At 65.7% G+C, this 24,953-nt stretch carries 19 protein-coding genes and 1 riboswitch; of the genes, 3 read left to right on the forward strand and 16 right to left on the reverse strand.

The window, feature by feature from the left end; translation table 11 throughout:
* Positions 1–67: 67 nt before the first annotated feature.
* From atzF to SD196_RS12495, 7 genes are all read right to left on the reverse strand, one after another.
* Positions 68–1,876 (reverse strand): allophanate hydrolase, encoded by a 1,809-nt coding sequence (gene atzF, locus SD196_RS12465; protein ID WP_416311552.1) that lies wholly within the window; start codon positions 1,874–1,876, stop codon positions 68–70.
* A gap of 227 nt (positions 1,877–2,103) precedes the next feature.
* Complete coding sequence (locus SD196_RS12470; RefSeq protein ID WP_416311553.1) at positions 2,104–5,910, reverse strand: 5-oxoprolinase/urea amidolyase family protein; 3,807 nt, start codon at positions 5,908–5,910, stop codon at positions 2,104–2,106.
* Positions 5,911–6,196: 286 nt separating this feature from the next.
* Positions 6,197–6,832 (reverse strand): urea amidolyase associated protein UAAP2, encoded by a 636-nt coding sequence (locus SD196_RS12475; RefSeq protein ID WP_416311554.1) that lies wholly within the window; start codon positions 6,830–6,832, stop codon positions 6,197–6,199.
* A gap of 11 nt (positions 6,833–6,843) precedes the next feature.
* On the reverse strand, positions 6,844–7,563 hold the full coding sequence (locus SD196_RS12480; RefSeq protein ID WP_416311555.1) for an urea amidolyase associated protein UAAP1: 720 nt from the start codon (positions 7,561–7,563) through the stop codon (positions 6,844–6,846).
* A 9-nt stretch (positions 7,564–7,572) separates the two neighbouring features.
* Complete coding sequence (locus tag SD196_RS12485; protein WP_416311556.1) at positions 7,573–8,376, reverse strand: ABC transporter ATP-binding protein; 804 nt, start codon at positions 8,374–8,376, stop codon at positions 7,573–7,575.
* Entirely contained in the window at positions 8,373–9,188 is an 816-nt protein-coding gene (locus SD196_RS12490; protein ID WP_275607363.1) for an ABC transporter permease, read from the reverse strand. The genes SD196_RS12485 and SD196_RS12490 overlap by 4 nt, the downstream gene beginning before the upstream one ends.
* Before the next feature lie 188 nt (positions 9,189–9,376).
* Positions 9,377–10,441 (reverse strand): putative urea ABC transporter substrate-binding protein, encoded by a 1,065-nt coding sequence (locus SD196_RS12495; RefSeq protein ID WP_370601460.1) that lies wholly within the window; start codon positions 10,439–10,441, stop codon positions 9,377–9,379.
* Positions 10,442–10,499: 58 nt separating this feature from the next.
* Positions 10,500–10,598, reverse strand: a riboswitch (guanidine-I (ykkC/yxkD leader).
* Between the two features lie 330 nt (positions 10,599–10,928).
* Here SD196_RS12495 and SD196_RS12500 point away from each other — a divergent pair.
* Entirely contained in the window at positions 10,929–11,837 is a 909-nt protein-coding gene (locus SD196_RS12500; protein ID WP_331314553.1) for an alpha/beta hydrolase, read from the forward strand.
* Positions 11,838–11,928: 91 nt separating this feature from the next.
* On the opposite strand, the gene SD196_RS12505 is transcribed toward SD196_RS12500, so the two are convergent.
* From SD196_RS12505 to SD196_RS12545, 9 genes are all read right to left on the reverse strand, one after another.
* Positions 11,929–12,786: a hypothetical protein gene (locus SD196_RS12505; protein ID WP_416311557.1), complete on the reverse strand. Its 858-nt coding sequence runs from the start codon at positions 12,784–12,786 to the stop codon at positions 11,929–11,931.
* Between the two features lie 198 nt (positions 12,787–12,984).
* Positions 12,985–14,373: an amidohydrolase family protein gene (locus tag SD196_RS12510; RefSeq protein WP_275607359.1), complete on the reverse strand. Its 1,389-nt coding sequence runs from the start codon at positions 14,371–14,373 to the stop codon at positions 12,985–12,987.
* Between the two features lie 12 nt (positions 14,374–14,385).
* A complete protein-coding gene (locus tag SD196_RS12515; protein ID WP_416311558.1) occupies positions 14,386–15,741 on the reverse strand; it encodes a nucleobase:cation symporter-2 family protein in 1,356 nt (451 codons plus the stop codon).
* A 92-nt stretch (positions 15,742–15,833) separates the two neighbouring features.
* Positions 15,834–16,910, reverse strand: a complete 1,077-nt coding sequence (locus SD196_RS12520) for a CobW family GTP-binding protein (RefSeq protein ID WP_416311559.1) — start codon at positions 16,908–16,910, stop codon at positions 15,834–15,836.
* The gene (locus SD196_RS12525; RefSeq protein WP_331314561.1) at positions 16,907–17,518 is read right to left on the reverse strand and encodes a UbiX family flavin prenyltransferase; all 612 of its coding nucleotides are present in this window, start codon (positions 17,516–17,518) and stop codon (positions 16,907–16,909) included. The genes SD196_RS12520 and SD196_RS12525 overlap by 4 nt, the downstream gene beginning before the upstream one ends.
* Positions 17,515–18,900 carry a UbiD family decarboxylase gene (locus SD196_RS12530; protein ID WP_331314563.1) on the reverse strand — a complete coding sequence of 462 codons (1,386 nt, stop codon included), beginning with the start codon at positions 18,898–18,900 and terminating at the stop codon, positions 17,515–17,517. The genes SD196_RS12525 and SD196_RS12530 overlap by 4 nt, the downstream gene beginning before the upstream one ends.
* 116 nt (positions 18,901–19,016) lie before the next feature.
* On the reverse strand, positions 19,017–19,922 hold the full coding sequence (locus tag SD196_RS12535) for an amidohydrolase family protein (protein WP_275607354.1): 906 nt from the start codon (positions 19,920–19,922) through the stop codon (positions 19,017–19,019).
* A gap of 4 nt (positions 19,923–19,926) precedes the next feature.
* Positions 19,927–20,856 carry an amidohydrolase family protein gene (locus SD196_RS12540; protein ID WP_275607353.1) on the reverse strand — a complete coding sequence of 310 codons (930 nt, stop codon included), beginning with the start codon at positions 20,854–20,856 and terminating at the stop codon, positions 19,927–19,929.
* Between the two features lie 416 nt (positions 20,857–21,272).
* Positions 21,273–22,133 (reverse strand): LysR substrate-binding domain-containing protein, encoded by an 861-nt coding sequence (locus SD196_RS12545; RefSeq protein WP_331314567.1) that lies wholly within the window; start codon positions 22,131–22,133, stop codon positions 21,273–21,275.
* A 148-nt stretch (positions 22,134–22,281) separates the two neighbouring features.
* Between SD196_RS12545 and SD196_RS12550 the strand changes: the two genes are divergently transcribed.
* Both SD196_RS12550 and SD196_RS12555 read left to right on the forward strand, forming a co-directional pair.
* The gene (locus SD196_RS12550) at positions 22,282–22,746 is read left to right on the forward strand and encodes a (2Fe-2S)-binding protein (protein ID WP_275607351.1); all 465 of its coding nucleotides are present in this window, start codon (positions 22,282–22,284) and stop codon (positions 22,744–22,746) included.
* Positions 22,746–24,950, forward strand: a complete 2,205-nt coding sequence (locus tag SD196_RS12555; RefSeq protein WP_416311560.1) for a molybdopterin cofactor-binding domain-containing protein — start codon at positions 22,746–22,748, stop codon at positions 24,948–24,950. Before SD196_RS12550 ends, SD196_RS12555 begins: the two co-directional genes overlap by 1 nt.
* Positions 24,951–24,953 lie beyond the last annotated feature (3 nt).

The following is a 24,953-nucleotide window of genomic DNA, read 5'->3' on the forward strand; positions in this document are numbered from 1 at the left end:
TCGATCCGCTGATCGTGGCAGCACACCCGTGGGCGGCGACCTCGACAGGTCGAGAAGGGGCGTGGCGTTATCCGCGACGTGTTAACCACGCCCGCCAGCCACCGAAGCGGCTGATGTCCTCGGCGCCATCCAGTCCCCAGGCGTCGCAGATGAATCCGGTCTCCCAGCTGCCATCCTCCAGCTGCACCTTGCCCAGCCCCAGCGGCGCCGGGATGCCGGTAAGGAAGGAACCCAGCTCGGCGCTGGGCAGTTCCCAGACTTCCACTTCGATGGCCACGCCACCTTCGGCCACGCGCAGCATGCCGGGGCGTAGCGGCGGGCCGCCGGCGAGGGCGTAGAGCTTGTAGGCCGGCGCGCTGTGAGTGGCGCGCAGCAGGCGAGCGCCGCGCTGGCGCAGTTGCCCGTTCAGCGCCAGGCCATCGAGGTGCGCGCCGCATACCACCAGTCGCGCGCGGTCATTGCGCGCAGGGTTGGCGGAAGAGGCGGGGCAGACCGGGTTACCGCCGGTGAGCGGCAGGTTGTGCTGGCGCTGCAGTGCGTCGGCCACGCCGAGCAGGTACTGGTCGGTGAAGGCGCGGCCGAACAGCGTCACGCCCCAGGGCAGGCCGTTGTCCATGATCGCGCTGGGCACGGCGACGGCGGCGTAGTCCAGCAGGTTCATGAAGTTGGTGTAGTAGCCCAGCTCGGAATTGCGCTTCACCGGTTCGGCGTGCAACTCGTCCAGCGTCACCGGGCGGCCGATGGTGGGCGTCAGCACGCAGTCGAGGTCGGCGAGGATCGCGTCGCACTGCGCCTTGAGCTCCTGCAGCCGGTACTGCGCGCGGAAGGCCTGCACGGCGGTGGCGCCGGGGGCTTTCGCCAGTACGTCGCGGATCACCGGCAGCACCGCCTGCGGGTCCCGTTCGATCAGCTCTCCGGCCACGCTGTAGCGCTCGGCCACCCAGGGGCCTTCATAGAGCAGGCGCGCAGCTTCGAGGAAGGGCGCGAAGTCGATTTCTCGCGCCTCGCCGCCGAGGGCCTTGAGCTGATCGAGGGCGTCGGTGAACAACACCGGGCCTTCATGGCAGCCGAAGAACTCCAGCTGGTCGGCGCGGGGGACGCCGAAGCGGAAGGGCCTGGGCGCACCGAAGGCGCTGGCGTCATTCCAGGCGGGATTGGCGCGGCTGTACCCGTCCAGCGGGTCGGGCCGGGCGGTGAGGGCCAGCAGTTCGCTGGCCTCGGCGGCGCTGGCGGTGAAGTAGGTGATGCAGTCCAGCGTACGGCAGGCCGGCACCAGGCCGTGGGTGGACAGCAGGCCCTTGCTCGGCTTGAGCCCCAGCAAGCCATTGAGGGCTGCCGGCACGCGGCCGGAGCCGGCGGTGTCGGTGCCCAGGGCGAAGCTCGCCACGCCCAGCGCCACGGCCAGCGAGGAGCCGGCGCTGGAACCGCCGGACGGGTACTCCGGCAGCACGCTGTTGCGGCATTCGCCGTAGGGCGAGCGGGTGCCGTTGAGGCCGGTGGCGAACTGGTCGAGGTTGGTCTTGCCCAGCGGGATGGCGCCCAGGTCGATCAGCTGTTGCAGCAGCGTCGCGGAGGTTGCCGGCGTATAGGCGAAGGCGGGGCAGGCGGCGGTGGTGGGGATGCCGGCAAGATCGATGTTGTCCTTGATGGCGAAGGGGATGCCGTAGAGCGGCAGGCTGTCTGGGGATTGGTTGTCCAGCGCGGCGAGGTAGGGTTCCAGTTCGTCCAGGGTCAGCAGCTGGATGAACAGGTGATAGTCCGGGTTCAGCGCGGCGGCCTTGTTGCGCAACTCAGCGATCAACTGGCGCGGCGTGGTGCGGCCTTCGCGGTAGGCGGTGCGCAGGGTGGCGAGGCGGAGGTCGAAGGTGGTGGACATGGTCGGGATTCCTGTGCTGGGCGGATACCCTCTCCCCGGCCCTCTCCCTGAAGGGAGAGGGGGAAGAGCGCTCCGGCGCGGTGTCGGGGTCGATCCACAGCTTGTCTCTTGGCGCAGCTGTAGTTTCCGGTTGCTTCGAAAGGTGCCGCTTGCTCCGGACTGCTCCCTCTCCCTTCGGAGCGGGGCGCGTAGCCAGGGCTGGGGAGAGGGCGCTCTTCAGTTTTTGATCACGCCTCCTCCATCACCACCACCCGCTGCCCGGCACGCACCGGCGACCCGGGCTGCACGCGGACCTCGCGCACCACGCCGTCGCGCGGGGCGGTGAGGGGGATTTCCATCTTCATGGATTCGAGGATCACCAGGATGTCGCCGGCCTTCACGCTGGCGCCGGCTTCCACCTGCACCTGCCAGAGGTTGCCGGCGATGTGGCTTTCGACGGCGTGCTGGCCGGCGCCGAGCGGGGCGTCCTCGCCGCTGTCGATGGCGGCTTCCTCGCTCTCGAAGTGCGCCTGGCCGGAGGCAATCCATCGTTCGCGCTCGGCGTCGAAGGCGGCGCGCTGGTGGCTGCGGAAGGCGGCGATGCTCTCGGCTTCCTCGGCGAGGAATTGCTGGTAGTCGGCCAGGCGCAGTTCGCTTTCTTCGATGCGCAGAGGGTAGCGCCCCAGCGGGAAGTCGCGGCGGATGCGCAGCAGTTCGTCCGCCGACACCGGGTAGAAGCGGATCTGGTCGAAGAAGCGCAGCAGCCAGGGCTTGCCGTTGAACGCAGCGACTTCGCGGTAGCGGTTCCACATCTGCAGGGTGCGGCCGACGAACTGGTAGCCGCCGGGGCCTTCCATGCCGTAGACGCACATGTAGGCACCGCCGATGCCCACGGAGTTCTCCGCCGTCCAGGTGCGCGCCGGGTTGTACTTGGTGGTCACCAGGCGGTGGCGCGGGTCCAGCGGCGTGGCCACCGGCGCGCCGAGGTAGACGTCGCCCAGGCCCATCACCAGGTAGCTGGCCTCGAACACGGTGCGGTATACGGCTTCCAGGTCCGGCAGCTCGTTGATGCGGCGGATGAACTCCAGGTTGCTCGGGCACCAGGGCGCGTCCTTGCGCACGGTAGTCATGTATTTCTCGATGGCCAGCTGGCAGGCCGGGTCGTCCCAGGACAGCGGCAGGTGGACGATCCGTGACGGCACCTTGAGGTCCTGGGCGGCGCACACGGCATCCCACAGGCCGGCGACGGTTTCCAGCAGCACTTCCAGTGGCAGGGTTTCCGGCTGGTAGTGCACCTGCAGTGAGCGGATGCCGGGGGTGAGGTCGATCACGCCGGCCAGGGCCTTCGCTTCCAGCGCCTGCATCAGGGCGTGGGCGCGGAAGCGCAGGACCAGGTCCAGCTCGGGCTGGCCGATTTCCAGCAGCAGGTGGGTGTCGCCGGAGAGGCGGGCGACCAGGCGGGTGTCGTCCTGGCCGAGGTCGAGGACGATGGGGGAGGTGAGCCAGGTGCTCGGGCTACCCTCACCCCCCGCCCTCTCCCGCAAGCGGGAGAGGGGGCTGTCCGTGCTGCCGGAAAACACCGTGCTCGCCGACAACGCCGAACTGCTCCCTCTCCCTGAGGGAGAGGGTTGGGGTGAGGGGAAACCGGCGGCGCCGGAGCTGGTCTCTCCTGTAGGAGCGAGCTTGCTCGCGAACCCGCCCAGCTCCTGGACCGCCGGCAGAAAGCGTTCGCGAGCAAGGGCTGAGGCGCCCCCCTCGGTCCTACGAAGAGCCGCTAGTTCACGGGCTTCGAAGATGGAAGCGGGCACGAACCGCACCTTGTCCCCCGCCTTGAACTGGCCAAGTTGCCAGAGGTCGGCCTCGATCACCGTCACCGGGCAGACGAAGCCGCCCAGGCTCGGGCCGTCCGGGCCGAGGATCACCGGCATGTCGCCGGTGAAGTCCACCGCGCCGATGGCGTACGGATTGTCGTGGATGTTCGAGGGGTGCAGGCCGGCCTCGCCGCCGCTCTCGCGGACCCATTCCGGTTTCGGGCCGATCAGGCGCACGCCGGTGCGGCTGGAGTTGAAGTGCACTTCCCAGTCGGTGGCGAAAAAGGTGTCGATGTAGGCCGGGGTGAAGTATTCCGGCGCACCGTGGGGGCCGTAGATCACGCGGATCTCGCGCACTAGCGGCAGTTCGGTGCGCAGGTGCGACGGCAGGCTCGCGCCGTGGCTGTCGTCGGCCAGCTCCGCGAGATGCAGTACGTCGCCGGCGCGCAGGGCGCGGCCGCCGTGGCCGCCGAACTGGCCGAGGGTGAAGGTGCTCTTGCTGCCCAGATAGTCCGGCACTTGCAGGCCGCCGCGCAGGCACAGGTAGCTGCGGGCGCCGGCGCCGCCGACGGTGCCTAGGCTGAGCGTAGAGCCGGCGGCGATGAACAGTGCGGTATCCATCGGCTGTTCGACGCCGTCCAGACTGACCGGCAGCGCTGCGCCGGTGACGGCCACGACCGCGTCAGTGTTGAAGCGCAGGGTCGGGCCGCTCATGGTGATTTCCAGCGCGGCAGCGCCTTCGGTATTGCCAAGAAGGACGTTGCCCAGGCGCAGCGCGCGGTCGTCCATCGGCCCGGACGGCGGCACGCCCACGGCCCAGTAGCCGAGGCGGCCAGGGTAGTCCTGCACGCTGGTCTGGGTGCCGGCGCTGAGTACTTCGAAAGTCTGCGCGCGGTAGCGCAGGCCTTCCAGGCAGCGCGTCCAGGGCGAGCCGTTGGCGAAGGGCGCGTCTGCGAGGATCTGCCGCAGGTAGTCGCGGTTGCATTCCACGCCATAGAGCTGGCTGCCTTCGAGGGCGCGGTCGAGTCCGGCGCTGGCCTGCTCGCGGGTCGGCGCCCAGGCGATGAGCTTGGCGATCATCGGGTCGAAGTAGGGCGGAATCTCGCAGCCGGCCTCGACCCAGGTGTCGATGCGCAGGGTCTTGCCGTCGGCCGCCGGGAACTGCACGGCGGTGAGCAGGCCGGGGCAGGGCTGGAAGTCGCGGCCGGGGTCTTCCGCGTAAAGGCGTGCCTGGATGGCGTGGCCGCTGGGCTTCAGCGCGGCGGCCAATTCGGCCAGGGGCGGCAGGTCACCGGCGGCCAGCTCGATCATCCAGCGCACCAGGTCGACGCCCCAGACCTGTTCGGTGACGCCGTGCTCCACTTGCAGGCGGGTGTTCACTTCGAGGAAGTAGAAGCGCTGCGCCTGGCTGTCGTAGACGAATTCCACGGTGCCGGCGCTGCGGTAGCGGACGGCTTTCGCCAGCTGGATCGCCGCCGCGCACAGGGCCTCGGCCATGCCGGCGGGCAGGTTGGGCGCCGGGGTTTCTTCCAGCACCTTCTGGTTGCGTCGTTGTACCGAGCAGTCGCGCACGCCAAGGGCGATCACATCGCCCTGGCCGTCGCCGAACACCTGCACTTCCAGGTGGCGGGCGCGCTCGATGTACTTCTCGATGAACACGCCCGAATCGCTGAAGTTGTTCTGCCCCAGGCGCTTCACCGCGTCGAAGGCGTCGCGCAGTTCGTCTGCCGAGCGGCACACGCGCATACCGATGCCGCCGCCGCCCGCGGTGCTCTTGAGCATCACCGGGTAGCCGACCTGTTCACCGGCGCGGAGGGCGGCTTCGAGGTCGGGCAGCAGGTCGGTGCCTTCGAGCATCGGCACACCCTGTTCGCGGGCCAGGGCGCGGGCGGTGTGCTTGAGGCCGAATACCCGCAGTTGCTCCGGCGTCGGGCCGACGAAGGCGATGCCGGCGGCTTCGCAGGCTTCGGCGAAGGCGGCGTTCTCGGAGAGGAAACCGTAGCCGGGGTGGATGGCCTGGGCGCCGCTGTAGCGGGCGGCGGCAAGTATCTTCTCGACCATCAGGTAGGTGCTGGAGGCCGGGCCATCGCCGAGGCTGATGGCCTGGTCTGCCTGCTGGATGTGCAGGCTGGCGGCGTCGGCTTCGGAGTAGACGGCCACGCCGCCTATGCGCAACTCACGAAGAGTACGCAGGATGCGGCAGGCGATGGCGCCGCGGTTGGCGATCAGGAGCGTGTCGAACATGAGGGCGTCCCCATGGGGTGGCGGGCCGTCCCGCCATGATTCGGTGTGCACCACGGTCGTCCATGGCGCTGAAGCGCTTTTCGTAGGAGCGAGCTTGCTCGCGAACCCGCTTAGCGCCGGCGTGCCAGGGGATCTTGTTCGCGAGCAATAACGATGGCGTCCCCCTCGCTCCTACAGGTTCCGGTCACACGCAGCGTCGGGCTGCATTGGGCGCTGCGGCTCTGGCTGAGGGCGAACAGCCAGCGCCGCAGCGCCTGCAGCCCAACGCCTGCCGCCTGCCGCCGATTCAGTCCCATACCAGCAGCTCCGCCGGCGTCGGGTTCCAGCCGTTGCAGGGGTTGTTGAGCTGCGGGCAGTTGGAGATCAGGACGATGACGTCCATGTGCGCGAGCAGCTCGACGTACTTGCCGGCGCCGGAAATGCCGTCCTCGAAGGTCAGGCCACCCTCGGCGGTGACCGGCACGTTCATGAAGAAGTTGATGTTGTGGCTGATGTCGGCCTTGGTCAGGCGACCGTCGTGCAGGCTGGCGCGCAGGAAGTTGTCGCGGCAGCTGTGCATGTAGCGCTTGTCCAGGGCGTAGCGCACGGTGTTGCTTTCCTGGGCGCAGGCGCCGCCGAGGGTGTCGTGGCGGCCGCAGGTGTCGGCGGTGATGGTCAGCATCGGGTTGCCGAGATTGGACCAGAGCACGCTGCCGGCGCTGAGGTAGACCTGCCCCTGCTTGCGCAGGGTGCGCTGCACGTCGTAGCGCTCGCGCGGGTTGGCGGCACTGAAGAACAGCGTGTCCACCGCCTGGTTGCCTTCCAGGTCGAGGATGCGCAGGGTCTGCCCGGCTTTCAGTTCGGTGAGGCTGGGTTCGCCGGCGGGAATCAGGGTGCGCGAAACGCAGGCTTCGGGATGTTTGTCGCTGGGGACGATGGGCATGCTCGCGCTCCTTACAGGTACTGGCGTTCGGTGTTGTGGAAGCCGCGGCTGTTCTCTGCGCGGGACGTACGGCAGAGCACGCTGATGCCGTCGGACGCGACCTGCTGCCAGGTCAGGCCGATGGGCTTGGGGGCGTACTGCGGGTTCGGGTCCAGCGGATGTTGCAGGGCGGTGAGGACGACGAGGGTGTCCATTGGCGCGTAAAGCTCCACGTAGTCGCCTGCCCTGGAGTTATCGGGGCTGAAGCGGAAGCAGCCGTCGGCATCGACGGCCACGCGGCTGAACAGGTTCAGGCACATCAGCAGGTCCTGCAGGCGCATGTCCCACTTGCCCATTTCCACCAGCAGGTTGTCCGCGCCGTTGCGGTAGAAGCCGTTGCGCAGTTCCTGGTAGCGGCCCGCGCCGTATTTTTCCTGCACCTCGGCGGCGTTGAGCACGCCGCCGAAGCTGTCGTGCCAGCCGCAACTGTCGGCGGTGATGGCGGCCAGCACGCGGCCCATGTCCGAGTACAGGCAATGGCCAGCGGTCAGCCTGGCGGTGTGCTGGCACTTGAGGCTGTCGGGCAGGTTCAGCCGCTCGCTTTTCTCGGCGGCGTTGAACAGCAGGAGGCTGACGTTGCCGCCGCCTTCCAGGTCGGTCAGGCGTAGAACCTGGCCGCGCTTGAGGACGAAGGAGGTGTGGCCGCCGCCGGGGACGGTTTCTTCATAGAGAGTGGTGCGCAGGTCGTTCATGTCGGTTCCTCAGTAGGCCGGCGTGAGCAGCGGCGCGGCTGTTTCCAGGCGCGCGGCGAGCGGTTCGGGCAGGGCGGCGCGGGCGGCCTTGCGGTCGGCGTTGAGCGGGATGTCGTAGGTGATGCGGGCGCCATAGGCGGTGGGCGCCTGCGGGTCGTGGCGGACCTTGTCGAAGACCAGCAGGCGGGTGCCCAGACTGAAGCCCTCGGCCAGGTCATGGGTGACCATGAACACGGTGAGCCGGGTTTCCTGCCAGAGCTCCAGCAGCAGAGCGTGCATGTCCTTGCGGATGCCCGGATCGAGCGCACCGAACGGCTCGTCGAGCAGCAGCACGCGGGGCTTCATCACCAGCGCCTGGGCAATCGCCAGGCGTTGCTGCATGCCGCCGGAGAGGGCGCTCGGGTATTGCTTGAGCGCATGGCCGAGGCCGACGCGTTCGAGCAGCGTGGCGGCCTGTTCGCGGGCCTCGCGCTTGGCGCTGCCCAGCAGCCGGCCGAGCAGCGGCGAGCGCGGCAGTTCCAGGCCGAGGGTGACGTTGTCCAGCACGGATAGGTGCGGGAATACCGAGTAGCGCTGGAACACCACACCCCGGCTCGGATCGGGTTCGCCCGGCAGCGGCTGGCCTTCGAGCAGCAGTTCGCCACGGCTGGGGCGCTCCTGGCCGAGCAGCAGGCGCAGGAAGGTGGACTTGCCGCAGCCGGAGGCGCCGACCAGGGTGCAGAACTCGCCTTCGTTCACCTCGAGATTGAGGCGTTCGAGCACCACGTTGCCGTCGTACTCCTGCCAGACGTTGCGGACCTGAATGAAGCTCATGCCTTGCCTCCTTCGTACCAGGGGAAGGCGCGGCGGGTGAGGGCGCGCAGACCCCAGTCCATCAGCCAGGCCAACGCGGTGATCCACACCACGTAGGGCAGGATCACGTCCATGGCCAGGTAGCGGCGTACGAGAAAGATGCGGTAGCCCAGGCCGTCGGTGGAGGCGATGGCTTCGGCGGCGATGAGGAACAGCCAGGCCGAGCCGAGCATCAGGCGCAGGGAGATGAGCAGGCGCGGCATCAACTGCGGCAGCACCACGCGCAGGATCAGCGTCCAGGTGCTGGCGCCCAGGGTCTGCGCCTTGATCAGCAGCTCGCGGGGGATTTCCCGGGCGCGCTGTTCGATGTCGCGGGCGATGCAGGGGGCAACGCCGATAACGATCAGCACCACCTTGGACAACTCGCCGAGGCCGAAGACGATGAACAACACCGGCAGGATTGCCAGTGGCGGGATCATCGACAGCACAGTGAGCAGCGGCGAAAGCGGCGCGCCGAACAGCGGAACGCTGCCGGCAGCGATGCCCAGCACCAGGCCGAGCAGCGCGGCAATGCCAAGACCCACGCCCAGGCGTTGCAGGCTGGCGCCGGTGTCCTTCCAAAACAGTACGTCGCCGGTGCGCTTGTCTTCGCTGAAGGCCAGGCGATTGACCGCGTCGGCCATCTGCGCGGCGCTGGGCAGCAGCTTGTCGTTGGGGTTCTCCGCCAGCCGTGACGCCGACCCGGTGAAGTAGGCGAACAGCAGCAGGGCGAAGGGCAGCAGCACCAGGAACAGGCGGCCGCTGCGGTCGGGAGTTCGGTTGATCAGGCGCATGGTTAGTACCTGTGGATTTCCGTGGGAAGCGTTCCCTCTCCCCCGCCCTCTCCCTGAAGGGAGAGGGAGCTGTCCGTGCCGGCTGACGCCAAGATTTCAACCTGCACCGAACGAGTCCCCTCTCCCTTCAGGGAGAGGGTTAGGGAGAGGGCGCTTCGACTACGAGCAAGGTCTTGTCCGAAGGCGCCTCAGAGCTTGCCGTCCGCCGCCATCTGCACGTACGTCGGGTCGAAGCGCAGCTTGAGGTTCTTCGCATCCCCGGTGGACAGCCCACCGGCGAAGCTCATGCCCACCGCTTCGGCGCTCTTGGCGCCTTCGCCGAGCAGGCCGTGGGCGAAGGAGAAGGCCGCGACCTTGTCCATGGTCGCCGGCAGCTTCGGACTGGTGGCGAAGGCCAGCGCCTCCTGCGGCGTGGCAAACAGCCTGGTGGTGGCGAGCTGGCTCTGATAGCCGGCGAGGTCCGTGCCCGAGGCCTTGGCCATATGCTCCAGTGCGGCGCGGGTCTGGGCGCTGTCGCCCTGCATCAGCGCCACGGTTTCGAACCAGGCTCCAGTCAGGGCTTTGCCCAGCGCCGGGTTGTCCTTCAGCACGGCGCTGTTGACCACCATCATGTCCATGATCTCGCCGGGGATCTGGCTGGAGTTGAACACCTCGGTGGTGCCCGGCTTGGCGCGGGCTTCGGCGAGCATCGGGTTCCAGGTGGTCACCGCCTGCACGTCCTCGGTGTTGAAGGCAGCGGCGATGTCGGCGTCGGAGGTATTCACCGTCTTCACGTCCTTCTCGGTCAGGCGGGCGTTTTCCAGCGCGCGGGCGAGCAGGTAGTGGGAGACCGAGAGTTCCACCAGATTGACGTTCATGCCCTTGAGGTCGGCCAGGGATTTGCCTTCGCCCTTGAGGACGATGCCGTCGTTGCCGTTGGAGAAGTCGCTGACGATCAGCGCGGTGGAATCGACGCCGCCGGCCGCGGGAATGGTCAGGGCGTCCATGTTGGTCATGGTGCAGCCATCGAACTGGCCAGCGGTGTACTGGTTGATCGACTCGATGTAGTCGTTGAGCTGGGTGACCTTGATCTCGATGCCGTACTTCTTCGCCCACTTGTCGACGATGCCGTGGCTGGCCGCGTATTCCCATGGCATCCAGCCGGCGTAGATGGTCCAGCAGAGGTTGAAGCTGTTCTTCGCGGCGGCGCTGGCGCCGAGACTGAAAGCGGCGAGACCGGCGGCGAGCAGAGCGGTCAGAAGGGGCTTGCGCATGGACAATCTCCAGGTCGGTTGTCGGGCGGGCAGGAGTCGGGCGGCACGTGTCGCTCTCGTCTCCCGGGCTTTTGTCCCGCCGTGTAACCTCGTTGGAGGTCGATGACTCTCGGACCAGCCGCTCGCTGCGCGAGCCGGAACCCTAGTCATCCATTGTCAGATTGTGGTGCCGCTTTCCGGTGGTCCGGATGACTCCTGCACGCATCGGTAAAAGCGAATGCCGTGCCAACTCCGGAAAACCGCCATTGCAGCGCAGCTGCAATGCGCCCAGGTGGATTGCGAAGAGCTTTTTCCTGTGATCTGCGCTCCTGAAAGAGGCATTGCGCTGCTTTCTGGTGCATGAGTGGCTGCATTGAGTGTCTGAGCGCCCGGACAGCTCGCTCACTGGCACATCAGCTCCCGTAGCGGCTCAGGACGTCAGAGCAATCCTGTGTAGGAGTCGCAAAGCGAACTACGCTCCATCAGTCGACACCCCGGAGATGCCACGATGATTCGCACCCTGCTGAGCGCTTCGCTGCTGGTGACCCTGAGCATTCCGGCCCAGGCCGGGGTAGTTGCGTTCCCGGCCTCCTTTCGTACCCAGGACGTTGCGGTAGAGGGCGCAACCCTTCACGTGCGCGTTGGTGGAGCCGGGCCGGCCGTGGTGCTCCTTCATGGGTTTGGCGATACCGGCGACATGTGGGCTCCGCTGGCCACGGATCTGGCCAAGGATCACACCGTCGTGGTCCCGGACCTGCGCGGCATGGGCTTGTCATCGATCCCGTCCGGCGGCTACGACAAGAAGACCCAGGCAGGCGATGTCCGCGCCGTGCTGGCGTCGCTGGGTATCGAACATTCGGTGGTCATCGGCCATGACATCGGCACCATGGTGGCCTACGCCTATGCGGCGCGTTATCCGCAGCGGACCGAGCGGCTGGTGGTCATGGACGCTCCGGTCCCCGGAATCCCGCCGTGGAATGACATCGTCCGTTCCCCGCTGCTCTGGCACTTCGACTTCGGTGGGGCCGATATGGAGCGACTGGTGGCCGGGCGCGAGCGGATCTATCTGGATCGCTTCTGGAATGATTTCGCCGGCGATCCGCATAAGGTGGATGAGGCCACTCGCGAGCATTACGCGAAACTTTACGCCCGCCCTGGTGCGATGCACGCCGCCTTCTCCCAGTTCCGCAGCATCCGCCAGGATGCCGTGGACAACGAAGCGTCGAACAAGAAGCGCCTGACAATGCCGGTGCTTGCGGTCGGCGGTGAGAAGTCCTTCGGCGCCAACGAAGCCATCGTCATGCGCAATGCTGCCGATAACGTCACCGAAGTGGTGGTGCCCGGCGCCGGGCACTGGCTGATGGAGGAGGCGCCTACTCAGACGATCCAGGCGATTCGCAAATTCCTGTCACCTTGATAGGCGTTCCCTGTCGGTTTCAAGCGCACGCGGGCTGATGGAGGCTATACAGCAAGGCCTCCTCGATGCCCCATTTTGGGGTGATGAGGTCTTACAGATGCCATTCCAGGTTCAGGAACGGTGTATTGGCCTCGGTGCCGGGCGTATTGGCGGAGTTGTTGCCGAACTTGTTTTTCCAGTATTCGTAACCCACCCCGGCGAAGAGGGTGTTTTTCTTGCCGAACGTCAGCTCGCCCACGTCTACGAGCACGGCAGCGTGTACCAGTGTCTCGCTCACGGTGTCGTGACCGAAGCCGTCCTTGCCCTTGGGCGGGACGAAGTTGGCAAAACCCTTGAATTTGAGGGATACCGAGCCGAGCTGGAAGGGAGTGTCCCAAGCGGTTTCCACGTAGTAGGTATCGTCGAAGCGGATATCGTGCTCGCGGGCGAAGGGCAAACCATTGTGGTTCTTCTCGGTGCGGTACATCAGGCTCAGGTCCCAGAAACCCGGTACGTCGAAATTGATGGTCGGGCCGACGACGAACATGCGTTTCTCTGGCGCGAAAGCGGTGTTCTTGGTGTTCCAGTCGAGGCCGGCCGATAGCGACCAGTCCCGAACAGGTCCCCACTTGAAGTCCCGGCCGGAAATTTTATTGAGCGACAGTTGGTGGCGATAGACCACATACACTTCCGTGGCGCCGTCGTCGCTATCTTCGGCGGGATCGTTGCTGTCAGAAAACAGCGCCTGTATGTCGAGAAAGTTGCCGCCGTACTGGTACCCATCAACATAGGTGAATTCGACGATGTTCTTGGCGATCGAATCATCGATGCCCGGCTCGGCAAAGCGAGTGCCGTACAAGTAGCTGATAGAGCTGTCGCTCCACTCGGACGCCTGCGCTGAACTGGCCGCAGCCAACGACAGAACACCGACGGCAATGGCCTGCCAGGCAGGTAACGTGCATTTCTGCATCTTCTGTTTTCCTTGAGTCATCACCCCGTTCGACTCGGGGAATTTCTTGTTCTTCTCGGTGAGGCTTTGCGCAGGACGTGCGTCTACTGGCACGGCGCAGGGAGCCGGACATATCGAGTTGTCCCGAGGGGGAGCGCCGTAGGAGTCCGGCCTGAAGGCCAGCCAGCGCTGGCAAGCCGGCTCCTACGAGGGAGTGGATCAGTCGTCGATCTGCATCAACTGCTGCACCCCTTCCCAGGCCTCGGCGCGCATGCGCTCCAGGTCCAGGCCAGGAATAACGCCGTCGTCGACCACCAGCCGCCCCCCGACCATGCTGTAGCGCACGGTAATCGGCTCGCCCGCGGCCACAGGTGCCAGCGCGGTATCGTGGAAACCGAAGAAGCGCGGGTGATCGAGGCTGTAGATCACCAGATCGGCCGCCTGCCCGACTTCCAGTGTGCCAACCGAGCCCAGTCCCAGCACCTTCGCCCCCCCGGCCGTCCCCCAATGGATGACATCCTCGGCCGTGGTGGCCGATGCCCCTTGCTCGGCGCGATGGATCAGCCATGCGGTATGCGCTTCGCCGACCATGCTCCCGGACTCGTTCGAGGCCACCCCGTCCACCCCCAGGGAAATCGGTACGCCGGCCTCGTACATCTGTGGCACCGGGGCGACGCCGCTGCCCAACCGCGCGTTGCTGACCGGGCAGTGGGAAATGCCGGTGCCGGTCTGCGCGAGCATGCGGATCTCCGCCGGCTGCATATGCACCGCATGGGCGAACCAGACGTCAGGGCCAAGCCATTCGTGTTCGGCGACGAATTCGACCGGCAGGCAGTTGTACTTCTCGCGGCAGAAGTTGACGTAGTTCTGCGTCTCCGAAAGGTGCGTGTGCAGCCGCAGACCGAGGCCGCGTGCCGAGTGGGCCAGTTCGCGCAGCAGTGTCGGCGGTAGCGAGAAGGTCGGCGTGGTCGGCGCCACCACCACCCGGCGCATCGCATCCGAGGTGTCCTGGTGATACCGCGATTTGAGGCGCTCGATGTCGCCGACCATCTGGTCCAGTGTCTCCGGTTGCAGCGCTGTTTTCGAGAACCCCGGATGGGCGCTTGCCGACTCCAGCGCGCCCCCCCGGCACAGGACGAAGCGCATGCCGAACTCGGTGGCCATGTCGAACAGCAGGTCGCCGGACTCGGTGGTGCCGTTGGCGTGGTAGAGGTAATGGTGATCGGCGCAGGTCGTCACCCCGGAGAGCAGCAACTCGGTCATGCCCAGGCGCGCGGCGATTCGCGCCAGTTGCGGGGTAAAGCGGTTGAGGCGTGGATAGGGCACGCTGGCCAGCCAGCCTTGCAGGTCCTGGTTCAAACCCTCCGGCACCGCCTTGAGCAGGTTCTGGAACAGATGATGGTGGGTGTTGATCCAGCCCGGATACACCACCGATCCACGGGCGTCGATCACCCGCTCGCCGGGTTGCGCCGTCAGGCCTTCCGCCATTTCGGCGATGCGCCCGTCGATGATGCGGATGTCGACGTTGCCTGCCCGGGCGAGCGGGCCGCGCAAGCCGGTCATCACCGCCTGCGGGTTCTTGATCAGGGTGTTCTGAAGTTGAGTCATGGGCTTCTCCAGTCAGAGGGTGTGGGAGGCGGACTTGCTGGCTGTACTGTCGGGGGCGCTGACGCCGTTGAGCGCCGCGTTGAGCAGCACCGACACCAGGCAGGCGATCACCACGCTGCTGTGCAGGAACGGCTGAGACCACTCGGGCAGTTGCTTGAACAGGGTCGGCGCCATCACCGGCACCAGGGCGGCCACGATGGTGAAACCGACGATCAGGACGTTGTAGCGGTTGCGTTCGTAATCGACCTTGGCCAGCGTCTGGATCCCGGCTGCCGCGACCACACCGAACATGGCGACCCCGGCGCCACCGAGGGCTGCGGTGGGCATCGAGGCGATGATCGCCCCGGCCTTGGGCACCAGCGCCACCGAGCACATCAGCAGCCCGCTGATCGCCACCACCCAGCGGCTGCGCACCCCGGTGAGGATCACCAGCCCGACGTTCTCCATGAAGGCAATGAAGGGAAACGCTGCGAACATGCCGGCGATGGTGCTCGCCAGTCCGTTGGCCCGCAGGCCGCCGATCACCTGTTTCTCGCTCACTGGCTTGTCGACGATGTCGCCGATGGCGACGAACAGCCCCATGGACTCGACCATCTGCACGATCATCACCACCACCATGGTCGCGATGGGAATCAGGCTGAAGGTCGGCAGGCCGAAGTGGAACGGGTAGGGCACGGTCAGCCAGGGCGCTTCCTGAACGCTATGGAAACTGCCCATGCCCAGTCCGTAGGCGAGCCCCGCGCCCACCAACATGCCCATCAGCACCGCCATGTTGCGCATCAGCGGGCCGCCGTAGCGGTTCACCAGCAGGATGGTCGCCAGCACCACCACGGAGACGACCAGGTAGGTCGGCGCGCCGAAATCGCTGGCGTGGCGGCCGCCGCCGATCCATTCATAGGCAATCGGGAAGAGTTGCAGGCCGATCACCGTGACGATGCAGCCGGTGACCACCGGCGGGAAGTACCGCCGCAATCGACCCACGAGCGGCGCGGCGAGCAGGGTGAAGATCCCCGCGCCGATCACCGCTCCGCAAACCCCGGCGAAACCTACCTGCGGGTCGCTACCGATGGCGATGACCGGGCCGACGCTGCTGAACGCCACGCCCTGGAGGATCGGCAGGCGCACGCCGAATTTCCAGAAGCCGACACACTGCAGCAGGGTGGCGATCCCGGAGCAGAAGAGTGTGGTGCTGATCAGTACCACGGTATCGGCTTCGGACATTTTCAAGGCGCTGGCGACAATCAACGGCACGGCGATGGCGCCGATGTACGAGACGGCCATGTGTTGCAGGCCGAGGGTGAGCATTTGGCGGACCGGCAGTATCTGGTCGACCGGGTGGACGGTGGAGACGGTACTGGCTGACGACATGGGGAATCACCTCTTGCTGTTTTTATTGGGTAGAGAGGGGTATTCGTTCTGCGTGCCCGGAGCCGCCATCCACCGGCGCCGATGCTTTTTTCTCAGCCGGCCAGACAGGCCGCGAATCCTTGGTTCAGCGCCGCACGATCCAGGTCGCGGCCGATGAACACGATCTTGCTGGAGCGCGGTTCCGCGCCCCATGAGGTGGAGGCGCGGAACTCGATGAGGCTGTGCACGCCTTGCAGCACGTAGCGCTGGTCCTGATCCTCGACCGCCAGTACGCCTTTCATGCGGTAGAGGTTGTCGGCCTGCTGGACGCGCAGTTCGCTGATCCAGCGGTGGAAGGCGCCCAGGTTCACCGCGCCATCCACGGCGATGCCGACGGAGGAAACGCTGGGATCATGCTCATGCGCCAGATCGTCGTGATCGTGATCGTGATCGTGATCGTGGTCGTGATCGTGATGATGCTCATCGGCGTGGTGATCGTGGTTGGAGCCGATTTCCATCAGCTTCTGGGTGGCTTCGAACGCTCCGACGCCGAAGATCTTCGACAGGTCGATTTCGGCGTAGCTGGAGGTCACCAGATCCGCGGTGGCATTCAAGCCGCGAATCTTTTCGCTCAGACTCGCCACTTCGGCATCGCTGACCAGATCGATCTTGTTGATGACGATCCGATCGGCACAGACGATCTGGTCCACGGCCTGGTTGTCGGCGCCGTCGAGTTGCAGATCTTCCAGGTGCTGGGTGATGTGCTTGGCGTCGACCATGGCGACGATGGCGTCCAGCTCCACTTCTTCGGAAATCGGGTCGTTGATGAAGAAGCTCTGCGCTACCGGGTACGGATCGGCCAGGCCGCTGGTTTCGATCAGGATGTGATCGAGCCGCACCGGGCGTGCCACCAGTTCGCGGACGATGCGCACCAGGTCCTCGCGGACCTCAGCGGTGCAGCACACGCAGCCGTTGACCATCTCGTAGATTTCTTCGGTTTCGGAGCTGAGCACCAGGTCGCCGTCGATGCCGACTTCGCCGAACTCGTTTTCGATTACGGCAATCTTGCGACCGTGGTTTTCCTTGAGGATGTAGTTGAGCAGCGTGGTTTTGCCGGCGCCGAGGAAGCCGGTGAGGATGGTCACCGGAATCTTGCGGTTCGGGGTCGGTTGCTGGAGTGGACTGTTCATGCGAGCTCCTTCGATGGGGAGAAATGGCCAGTGGGCGCTGGGCCGGGTTCACCCCAGCGCAGCGTGGTACCGGCGTCTAGGCCGAACAGGTCGAGGACACGGCCAAGGCTGTGATCGACCATTTGCGAAAGGGTCTGCGGACGGGCATAGAAGGCGGGAACCGGCGGGGCGATGATTCCGCCCATCTCGGTGACGGCGGTCATGTTGCGCAGGTGCGCCAGGGTCAACGGCGTCTCTCGGGCCATCAGCACGAGAGTCCGGCGTTCCTTGAGGGTGACGTCGGCGGCGCGACCGATCAGGCCCGTGGAGGTACCGGTGGCGATTTCCGCGAGGGTACGCATGGAGCAGGGCGCGACCACCATGCCCAGGCAGCGGAACGAGCCGCTGGCGATGCCGGCGGCCACGTCGTCGGCGCGGTGGTAATGGCTGGCCAGTGCCGTGACGTCCGCCAGTTTGTAGTCGGTTTCATGGGCCATGGTCAGCAGCGCGGCACGGCTGATGATCAAGTGGCTTTCGATGTCCAGCTCGGCCAGCAACTCCAGCAGCCGCACGCCGTAGATGAAGCCCGACGCACCGCTGATGCCGACCACCATCCGCTGGCGGTTCATGACTGGATGCTCCTGAGCAGATCATGCGCGCGCTCGACCACCTTCTGGTCCAGTTGCGCCTTGATTCCGTCGAATCCCGAACCACGGGTGGCATCCAGGCCCATCCGCGACGTGGTGCCGTTGACGGAGGATGAGGGATCCAGCGGGCTGCCGGGCAAACCGTCGACAACGAAGATGTCCTGGTGGGGCTGGAAGTGCGTGGCCAGCGCCCACAGCACCTGGCTGTCATCGGTGATGTCGATGTCACCGTCTACCGCGATCACGGTTTTCAGGTACGGGTCCCAACCCAGCAGTGCGAGCATGATCTGCCGCGCTTCGCCATCGCGGCTTTGATCCAGTGCCACGTAGCAATGAAAGTGAGTACCGGAGTTGGGGTAGTGCACCGCAGTGACGGCGGGGAAGCGCGCCTTGAGTTTCTCGCTCATCTCCGCTTCCCGCGGCAGCCTCGCCAGGGTCAGGTGCTCGGCATAGCGCCCTCCGACCACGTCCACCAGCCAGGCGTCCTTGCGGCGCATCAGGGTGTCGACCCGCAGGACGTTGTTGGTCGAGCGGTCCGAGGAGTAGCCGCTGAACTCGCCGAATGGACCTTCTTCGGCATACCCGGCCGGGTCTATCGCGCCTTCCAGCACGAACTCGGCGTAGGCCGGCACGCCGATGCCATAGCGCGGGGTCTTGACCAGTTCCAGCGGCGCACCGAACAGTCCGCCTGCCACTGCGCGTTCGTCGCTGCCAAACGGCAGCCGCGCGGCGGCGGCCAGCATGAACAGCGGGTGAGCGCCGACCACCATGGCCACGTGCAGTTCTTCGCCGCGCTCACGGGCGCTTTGCAGCATGCGCCACAGGTGGCCACGGGAATGCAGGCTGGTGGCGAGGGTCTGCCGGGCGTGGCGCATCGAGCGGTGGTAGCTCATGTTGGCGATGCCGGTGACCGGGTCTTCGGCGATGATGATCGCGTTGGTGATGTACGGCCCCCTGTCACTGTCGAAATGCTTGAGCATCGGCAGCAGCGCCAGGTCCAACGCTTCGCCCTCGAAGATCTCGTCGAGTACCGGACCGGTTTCGACGTAGCGCGGCGGGATCGGATGGTTGGCGCGGTTCTGAAAGGTTTCGTGCAGCTGCGCCGGGCTAACGCCGAAGATTCGTGCGATGCGGGTCCTGGACGCGAACAGGTTGGTGGCCACCGGCACGCCGAGCGTGCCGACGTTTTCGCAGATCAACAGCGGGTCGCGGCCTTGCGCGGCCAGGGCATCGACCAGGGCGGTGACCTCCTGGTCGGCGGAAAGGGGGGACTGAACGGTGAGTACATCGTCCGGATACTGCCGGCGATAGGTATCGATGAAGGCGTGGAAGTCCTGGGTATCGCCGAGCGTTGAGAGGGGCATAGCTTCACCTCTTGAAAAAGCAGGCGCGCAGGGCTGAGGGCGACGTTTGATCGAGAGGCCGTCGGCCTGCTCGATCGAACGCCGGTTCATCTGTGCGCCTGGAAGTTGCCGCTGTGTTACAGGTAGGTCGTGCTCAGACGGAGGTCCGCCTCGATCAGGTCCTTGGGTGGCGGTGTAGGCTCGATGCCGCACAACCGGGCGATGTTGTTGCCCAGGTAGTCCTCAAGGTGGTCCTCGTCGATCCCCAGGCCCTGGGGAGCAGGCGAGCACAGCACTTCCAGTTCTCGCAGCCACATGCCGGGCTCGTTCGGCGGTGAGTCGGTGCCGAACACGATCTTGTTGCGCGGCAGGTCCTTGGCGAACTCGACGATGCGCGACTGGAAGCACCAGCCGGACTCGCAGTAGACGTTCGGCGTGTCCATCGCCATCCAGAACGCCTCGAACGAGTAATTGCCGCCGGTCTGGATACCGAAGTGGCCGATGATGAAGTTGACCATCGGGAACTCGCGGATGATCGGGTAGAACATCGTCGGGATGGTGTAGGGCCCGTCGCCGGTGTGGATCAGCACCACGATGTTGTACTTGGCGCAGACCTTCATGGCCGGGCGCAGCCAGTCGAGTGCGCGGTCCGGGCGGTAGCCGTGCATGTTGGCGTGCAGCTTGAGCATCTTGAAACCGTATTCCTTGACGTGGAATTCCAGCTCCGCCGCACCGTTTTCCGGGCCCCAGCGCGGGTTGAAGGTGAAGTTGCCGATGAAGCGGTCCGGGTACTTCACGCAGAGTTCGGCGACATAGGACATGTAGTCGCGCACGCCTTCACGGCCCCGGCGGTTGCCGTCGCGATAGCCGGTGTTGCCCGGTGGCGGCTGGATGAAGCCCATGTCGATGCGGCGTGGTTTGCCGTTGATCATGTAAGGGCCGTCCATCAGCTTGAGCATGCGCTCGCCGGTGAAGGGTTCGCCGGTGTGGCGCCAGGCCTCGTCGACCAGGTTGGTGGGGTGCAGATGGGTATCGATGATCATCGGTTCAGCTCCTGGCCAGTTGAGTGGTGACAGGGCGCTTGAGTTGCGCCTCGGCTTCGGAAACGGAACGCGGCGGCGGGGTCGGTTCGAGCCCGATCATCCGTGCGGTGTTGTTGCCCAGGTAGTCTTCGAGGGTGTCCTCATCGAGGTTCAGACCTTGGGGCGGCTCATGGCAGAGCACTTCCAGCAGGCGCAGCCACATGCCCGGCTCGTTCGGCGGCGTGTCGGTGCCGAAGAGGATCTTGTGCGTCGGCAGGACCTTGGCGAACTCGACGATCCGCGATTGCAGGCACCAGCCCGACTCGCAGTAGACGTTGGGCAGTTCCATCGCCCATTGCATCGGCTCGAACACGTAGACCCCACCGGTCTGCACACCGAAGTGGGCCATGATGAAATCGACGTTGGGGAACTCCTTGATCATCGGAACCCATTCCGATGGGATGCTGTAAGGCCCATCGCCGGTGTGCAGCTTGACCGGGATACCCAGTTCCGCACATTTCTCGAAGGCCGGGCGCACCCAGTCCAGCGCACGGTCCGGACGATAGGCGTGCATGTTGGCCTGCATCTGGACCATCTTGAAGCCGTGTTCCTTGACGTAGCGCTCGATCGCTTCGACGCCGTTTTCCACGCCGCAGCGCGGGTTGTAGACGAAGCAGCCGATGAAGCGGTCCGGGTAGGTCTGGACCATCTTCAGGGTGTAGGCCATGTAGGCGTCGATGGATTCGCGACCGCTGAGTTCGCCGTCGGTCCAGGTGTAGATGGTGTTGCCTTGCGGCGGCTGGATGAAGGCTTTGTCGATGCGGCGAGGCTTGCCGTTGACCATGTACGGGCCATCCATCATCTCCAGCAGACGCTCGCCGGTGAACGGGTCGCCGTCATGCCGCCAGGCTAGGTCAACCTGATCGGTTGGATAGCAGCTGATATCGATGATCATTGAAGTCGATCTCCTGATAGCGGGAAGGGAACCTTGCGGTTCGCAGCAACCACGTCCCGGAAAATCGGCCGTTTCTATGCGCAAGAGACGTGCGCATTCCCCCGCCTGGTCGCATCCGACGTGGGACGCTGGCTGCTGGGGGGGGAGTATTGGAAGGCGGTGAGGCGTTCGTACAATATTAATTGGGAGGGGTGTTGATATGCGCTCGATATGGGGAAGGCCGACCCGGGGAAAGCGTCGCTTCCCCGCCATGGAGAAGCGGCGTTTTCGAGGGCAGCCTGGGAGCGAGTGTGCTCGCAACCTGCAAGGAACACGCTGCCATAGGGGGCACCAACCGATGGTGTCCGCCCATTCCGGCTGATGGGGTTCTTGCTTTCGTGGTTTTGCCGCCGGCCGCTGGCGTGCCGGCGACGGGGTCAGCGCCGTGTTTGCGAAGCCAGCTGCTTGATCGCCTCGACCACCGGCGCCACTCGCTCGGCTTGCCCCGGCGGCCATACCGCATACAGGTTGTAATGCGCTGGAATTTCGGCCGCGTTCAGTTTCACCAGACGCCCGGCGCGCAATGCGTCCGCCGCCAGCAGGCCGCGTACCAATCCTGCGCCGACCCCGGCCTCGGCTGCTGCGATCAGGTTCGCCGCATTGTCGAACACCACCCGTGCGCCCGGTTCGACCGGCGCCATCCCTGCCGCATCCAGCCATGGAATCCACGAGCGTCGCGTGTATCCCAGCAGCGGCAACTCCAGTACCTGGGCCGGCGTGATCGGCAACTGCAGTCCATGGCGCTCGATCAACGCAGGGGAGGCCACCGCCATGACCCGATCACCGCAGATCTGCGTCATCTCGCAGTCTTCCCAATCGCCATAGCCGTAGCGCAATGCCAGGTCCACTCGCTCGAAGGCGCCGCGATCCGTGCGCGGCTTCGAGAGCAGCACCACCTCATGGTCAGGCAGCGAGTCGAGCAATTCCGGTAGCCGTGGATTGAGCCAGCTCTGGGCCAGCTCGCTGTCCACATCGAGGGTCAGTCGTTGCGCCACCCTTCGGTTCTTGACCGAAGACAGCGCCCGGTCGATCTGCGCCAATCCGTCTGACAGGACACTGGCGAACAACTGCCCGGCGTCGGTCAGCTTGCTGCCGCCGCCTTCGCGCACGAACAGCGGCTGGCCAACGAAGTCTTCCAGGGTCCGGATCTGCTGGCTGATCGCGCTGTGGGTCAGGTCGAGTTTGCGCGCCGCGCTCGAGAAGCTGCCGCTGCGCGCGGCCTGGATGAACGCGCTCATGGACTGCACCGACGGGTATCGCTTGTACATGCTGTTAGTCCTGCTTACAGACGATGGCAGAAATCGTTGCTGGCCCGAATTTCCTCGGGTTCCCACTATGCGGTCACCAGGCCCGCGCAAAGACGGGCCGCTCTCCTGGAGCCTGACAATGATCGAACTGACGGTAAACGGCGAACGACACGAGCTGGCGGGGACATCGCCTTCCATGCCGCTGTTATGGGTGTTGCGCGACCACTTGATGCTCACCGGCACCAAATTCGGTTGCGGCATGGGCCTGTGCGGCGCCTGTACCGTGCACCTGGACGGTGTCGCGGTGCGTTCCTGCCAACTGCCGGTCGCCGCCGCGGCGGGACACAGCATCACCACCATCGAGGGCCTGTCGCCGACTGGCCAGCATCCGTTGCAGCTGGCCTGGGTTGCCGAAGATGTCCCGCAATGCGGTTACTGTCAATCCGGCCAGATCATGTCCGCTGCGGCGTTGATCAACACGGGCGCGGCAGTCACCGATGACTCGATCCGCAACGCCATGTCCGGCAACCTGTGCCGCTGCGGTACCTACGGGCGGATCAACAAAGCCATCAAGCGTGCGGCGTCCGCGCCGAAGGAGGCGTGATGAGACTTGTCGACGACATGCCTGTCGAACCGTCGCGCCGGCGTTTTCTCAAGCAGGCGGCCACCGTCGCTTCCGGTCTGGCGATTGCGCTGTATCTGCCCACGGACGCGGCGGCGGCCCCCAAGGCCACGACCGGTGAATTCGAGCCCAATGCCTGGGTCCGGGTGCTGCCCGACGGTACGGTGAAACTGGTGGTGCACAAGCACGATTCCGGCACCGGAACCCAGACCGCCCTGGCCGCGTGCGTGGCGGAGGAACTGGACGTCAACCCGATGACCGTGCAGGTGATCACGCCGGAAAATCCGTTCTTCGAGGCCTACATCCATCCGATCTGGAAGGTTTACTCCACGGGGGGCAGCACCAGCGTTTCGCTGGAGTACGAGCGCTTGCGCATGGCTGGCGCGACCGCCCGCGCGCTGCTGATCGCCGCGGCGGCCAGGCAGTGGGGTGTCACTCCGGACAGTTGCTCGACCGAAGACGGACGGGTGCTGCATGCCGCCAGTCAGCGTAGCTGCGGTTACGGTGAACTGGCGGGGCTCGCCGCGCAATTGTCGGCACCGGCCAAGGTCACGCTGAAGGATCCGAAGCAGTTCAAGTACATCGGCAAGTTGCGGCACAAGCGGGATGCGGCGGCCAAGGTCTGCGGGCGATTCACCTACAGCATCGACGTGACGCTGCCGCAGATGCTGGTGGCGGTGGTCCAGCGCGCGCCGGTGATCGGGGCGAAAGTGCTGAAGCTGGATTCCAGCGCGGCGCTGCAGGTGTCAGGCGTGCGCAAGGTCATCGCGATTCCGGGCAGGCCCGATGTGCTGGGCGGCAACCAGGAAGGTGTCGCTGTCCTGGCCGACAACTACTGGGCTGCCCGCCAGGGGCGCGAGTTATTGCAGGTGCAATGGAGCGATTCGCCCCTGGGCGGGTTCGACAGCGATCAACTGGCGGCCGCGCAGGCAGCGGCCATCGACGACAAGGCCGCGCAACGGGTTACCGCACTGGCGGCGGGGGACGTGACGGCGCAATGGCCGAAAGCCGCGAAGCTGCTCGAAGCCGACTATCGCATGCCGTACAAGGTGCAGAACCCACTGGAGCCGGTGTGCATCACCGCACAGGTATCGAGCGACGCCATCACCTACTGGGGCGGGGTGCAGGTACCGTCGTCGGCGTTGGAGGCCGCGGAAAAGGTATGTGGGATCGCCAAGGACAGGGTCACCATCCATGAGCTGGTGTCCGGCGGCAGTTTCGGTGCGCGCGAGTCCAAGTACTGGCTGTTCGAGGTGGCGTATCTGGCGAAACAGGCCGGGGTGCCGGTCAAGCTGATGAACAGCCGCGAAGATGAAATGCGCGCGCTGTTCATGCACCCGGCCACCTTGCACCGGGCCAGGGGCGCTCTGGACGCTGACGGACGCCTGACCGCCTTGCAACTCAACGCGGTATCGCCGGCCTCGCCGGAGCAGTGGGAGCCGGGCTATTTCGAGCGTCCGGACCACATGGACTACAGCACCACCGAAGCCATTACTGCGTGGGATTTCGCCTATCGCCCGGCGAACCTGGACCTGGCCTGGGTCAGGCATGAAAGCGGAGTGCCCAGCGGCTGGTATCGCTCGGTGAGCTTCATCCCCAACGTGTTCGCCGTGGAAAGCTTCATGGACGAACTGGCCCATGGGGCCGGGCAGGATCCGCTGGCGTTTCGCCTGGCCAACATGCACGAACGGCCCCGGCATGTCGCGGTGCTCAAACGCGCCGCCGAGCGTGCCGGCTGGGGCCAGCCATTGCCGGAGGGAACGGCACTGGGAATTGCCACCAACCAGGGCTACACCAGCTTTATTGCAGTGGTCGCCAGGCTTTCCAGAAAGGACGGGGCAATCAGCGTCGACAAGCTCACCTGCGTGGTCGATTGCGGTCTGGCGGTGTCGCCGGCGGGTGTCGAAGAGCAGATCTACGGTGGCCTGATGTGGGGCCTCGGCCACGCGCTGTTCGATCGCATGGACATCAGGCAGGGGCGGGTGGTGCAGAGCAACTTCCACGACTACCGGGTGGCTCGCATGTCGGACATGCCGGCCGTGGACATCCTGGTGCTGGACGGCGAGCCGGGCAGGCCCGGCGGCGTCGGTGAGCTGGGCAGCCCGGCGGTGGCGCCGGCCATCGCCAATGCCCTGTTCAGCCTGACCGGCGTGCGCCAGCGCTCGACACCACTGACCCTGGGGTAACCT

The organism is Pseudomonas macauensis (assembly GCF_047902425.1).
In the GTDB taxonomy this organism is placed as follows: domain Bacteria; phylum Pseudomonadota; class Gammaproteobacteria; order Pseudomonadales; family Pseudomonadaceae; genus Pseudomonas.

Excerpts from the sequence above, each read along its gene's own strand:
- atzF (WP_416311552.1), bottom strand. The coding sequence starts at position 1,876 with ATGTCCACCACCTTCGACCTCCGCCTCGCCACCCTGCGCACCGCCTAC.
- SD196_RS12470 (WP_416311553.1), bottom strand. The coding sequence starts at position 5,910 with ATGTTCGACACGCTCCTGATCGCCAACCGCGGCGCCATCGCCTGCCGC.
- SD196_RS12475 (WP_416311554.1), bottom strand. The coding sequence starts at position 6,832 with ATGCCCATCGTCCCCAGCGACAAACATCCCGAAGCCTGCGTTTCGCGC.
- SD196_RS12480 (WP_416311555.1), bottom strand. The coding sequence starts at position 7,563 with ATGAACGACCTGCGCACCACTCTCTATGAAGAAACCGTCCCCGGCGGC.
- SD196_RS12485 (WP_416311556.1), bottom strand. The coding sequence starts at position 8,376 with ATGAGCTTCATTCAGGTCCGCAACGTCTGGCAGGAGTACGACGGCAAC.
- SD196_RS12490 (WP_275607363.1), bottom strand. The coding sequence starts at position 9,188 with ATGCGCCTGATCAACCGAACTCCCGACCGCAGCGGCCGCCTGTTCCTG.
- SD196_RS12495 (WP_370601460.1), bottom strand. The coding sequence starts at position 10,441 with ATGCGCAAGCCCCTTCTGACCGCTCTGCTCGCCGCCGGTCTCGCCGCT.
- SD196_RS12500 (WP_331314553.1), top strand. The coding sequence starts at position 10,929 with ATGATTCGCACCCTGCTGAGCGCTTCGCTGCTGGTGACCCTGAGCATT.
- SD196_RS12505 (WP_416311557.1), bottom strand. The coding sequence starts at position 12,786 with ATGCAGAAATGCACGTTACCTGCCTGGCAGGCCATTGCCGTCGGTGTT.
- SD196_RS12510 (WP_275607359.1), bottom strand. The coding sequence starts at position 14,373 with ATGACTCAACTTCAGAACACCCTGATCAAGAACCCGCAGGCGGTGATG.
- SD196_RS12515 (WP_416311558.1), bottom strand. The coding sequence starts at position 15,741 with ATGTCGTCAGCCAGTACCGTCTCCACCGTCCACCCGGTCGACCAGATA.
- SD196_RS12520 (WP_416311559.1), bottom strand. The coding sequence starts at position 16,910 with ATGAACAGTCCACTCCAGCAACCGACCCCGAACCGCAAGATTCCGGTG.
- SD196_RS12525 (WP_331314561.1), bottom strand. The coding sequence starts at position 17,518 with ATGAACCGCCAGCGGATGGTGGTCGGCATCAGCGGTGCGTCGGGCTTC.
- SD196_RS12530 (WP_331314563.1), bottom strand. The coding sequence starts at position 18,900 with ATGCCCCTCTCAACGCTCGGCGATACCCAGGACTTCCACGCCTTCATC.
- SD196_RS12535 (WP_275607354.1), bottom strand. The coding sequence starts at position 19,922 with ATGATCATCGATACCCATCTGCACCCCACCAACCTGGTCGACGAGGCC.
- SD196_RS12540 (WP_275607353.1), bottom strand. The coding sequence starts at position 20,856 with ATGATCATCGATATCAGCTGCTATCCAACCGATCAGGTTGACCTAGCC.
- SD196_RS12545 (WP_331314567.1), bottom strand. The coding sequence starts at position 22,133 with ATGAGCGCGTTCATCCAGGCCGCGCGCAGCGGCAGCTTCTCGAGCGCG.
- SD196_RS12550 (WP_275607351.1), top strand. The coding sequence starts at position 22,282 with ATGATCGAACTGACGGTAAACGGCGAACGACACGAGCTGGCGGGGACA.
- SD196_RS12555 (WP_416311560.1), top strand. The coding sequence starts at position 22,746 with ATGAGACTTGTCGACGACATGCCTGTCGAACCGTCGCGCCGGCGTTTT.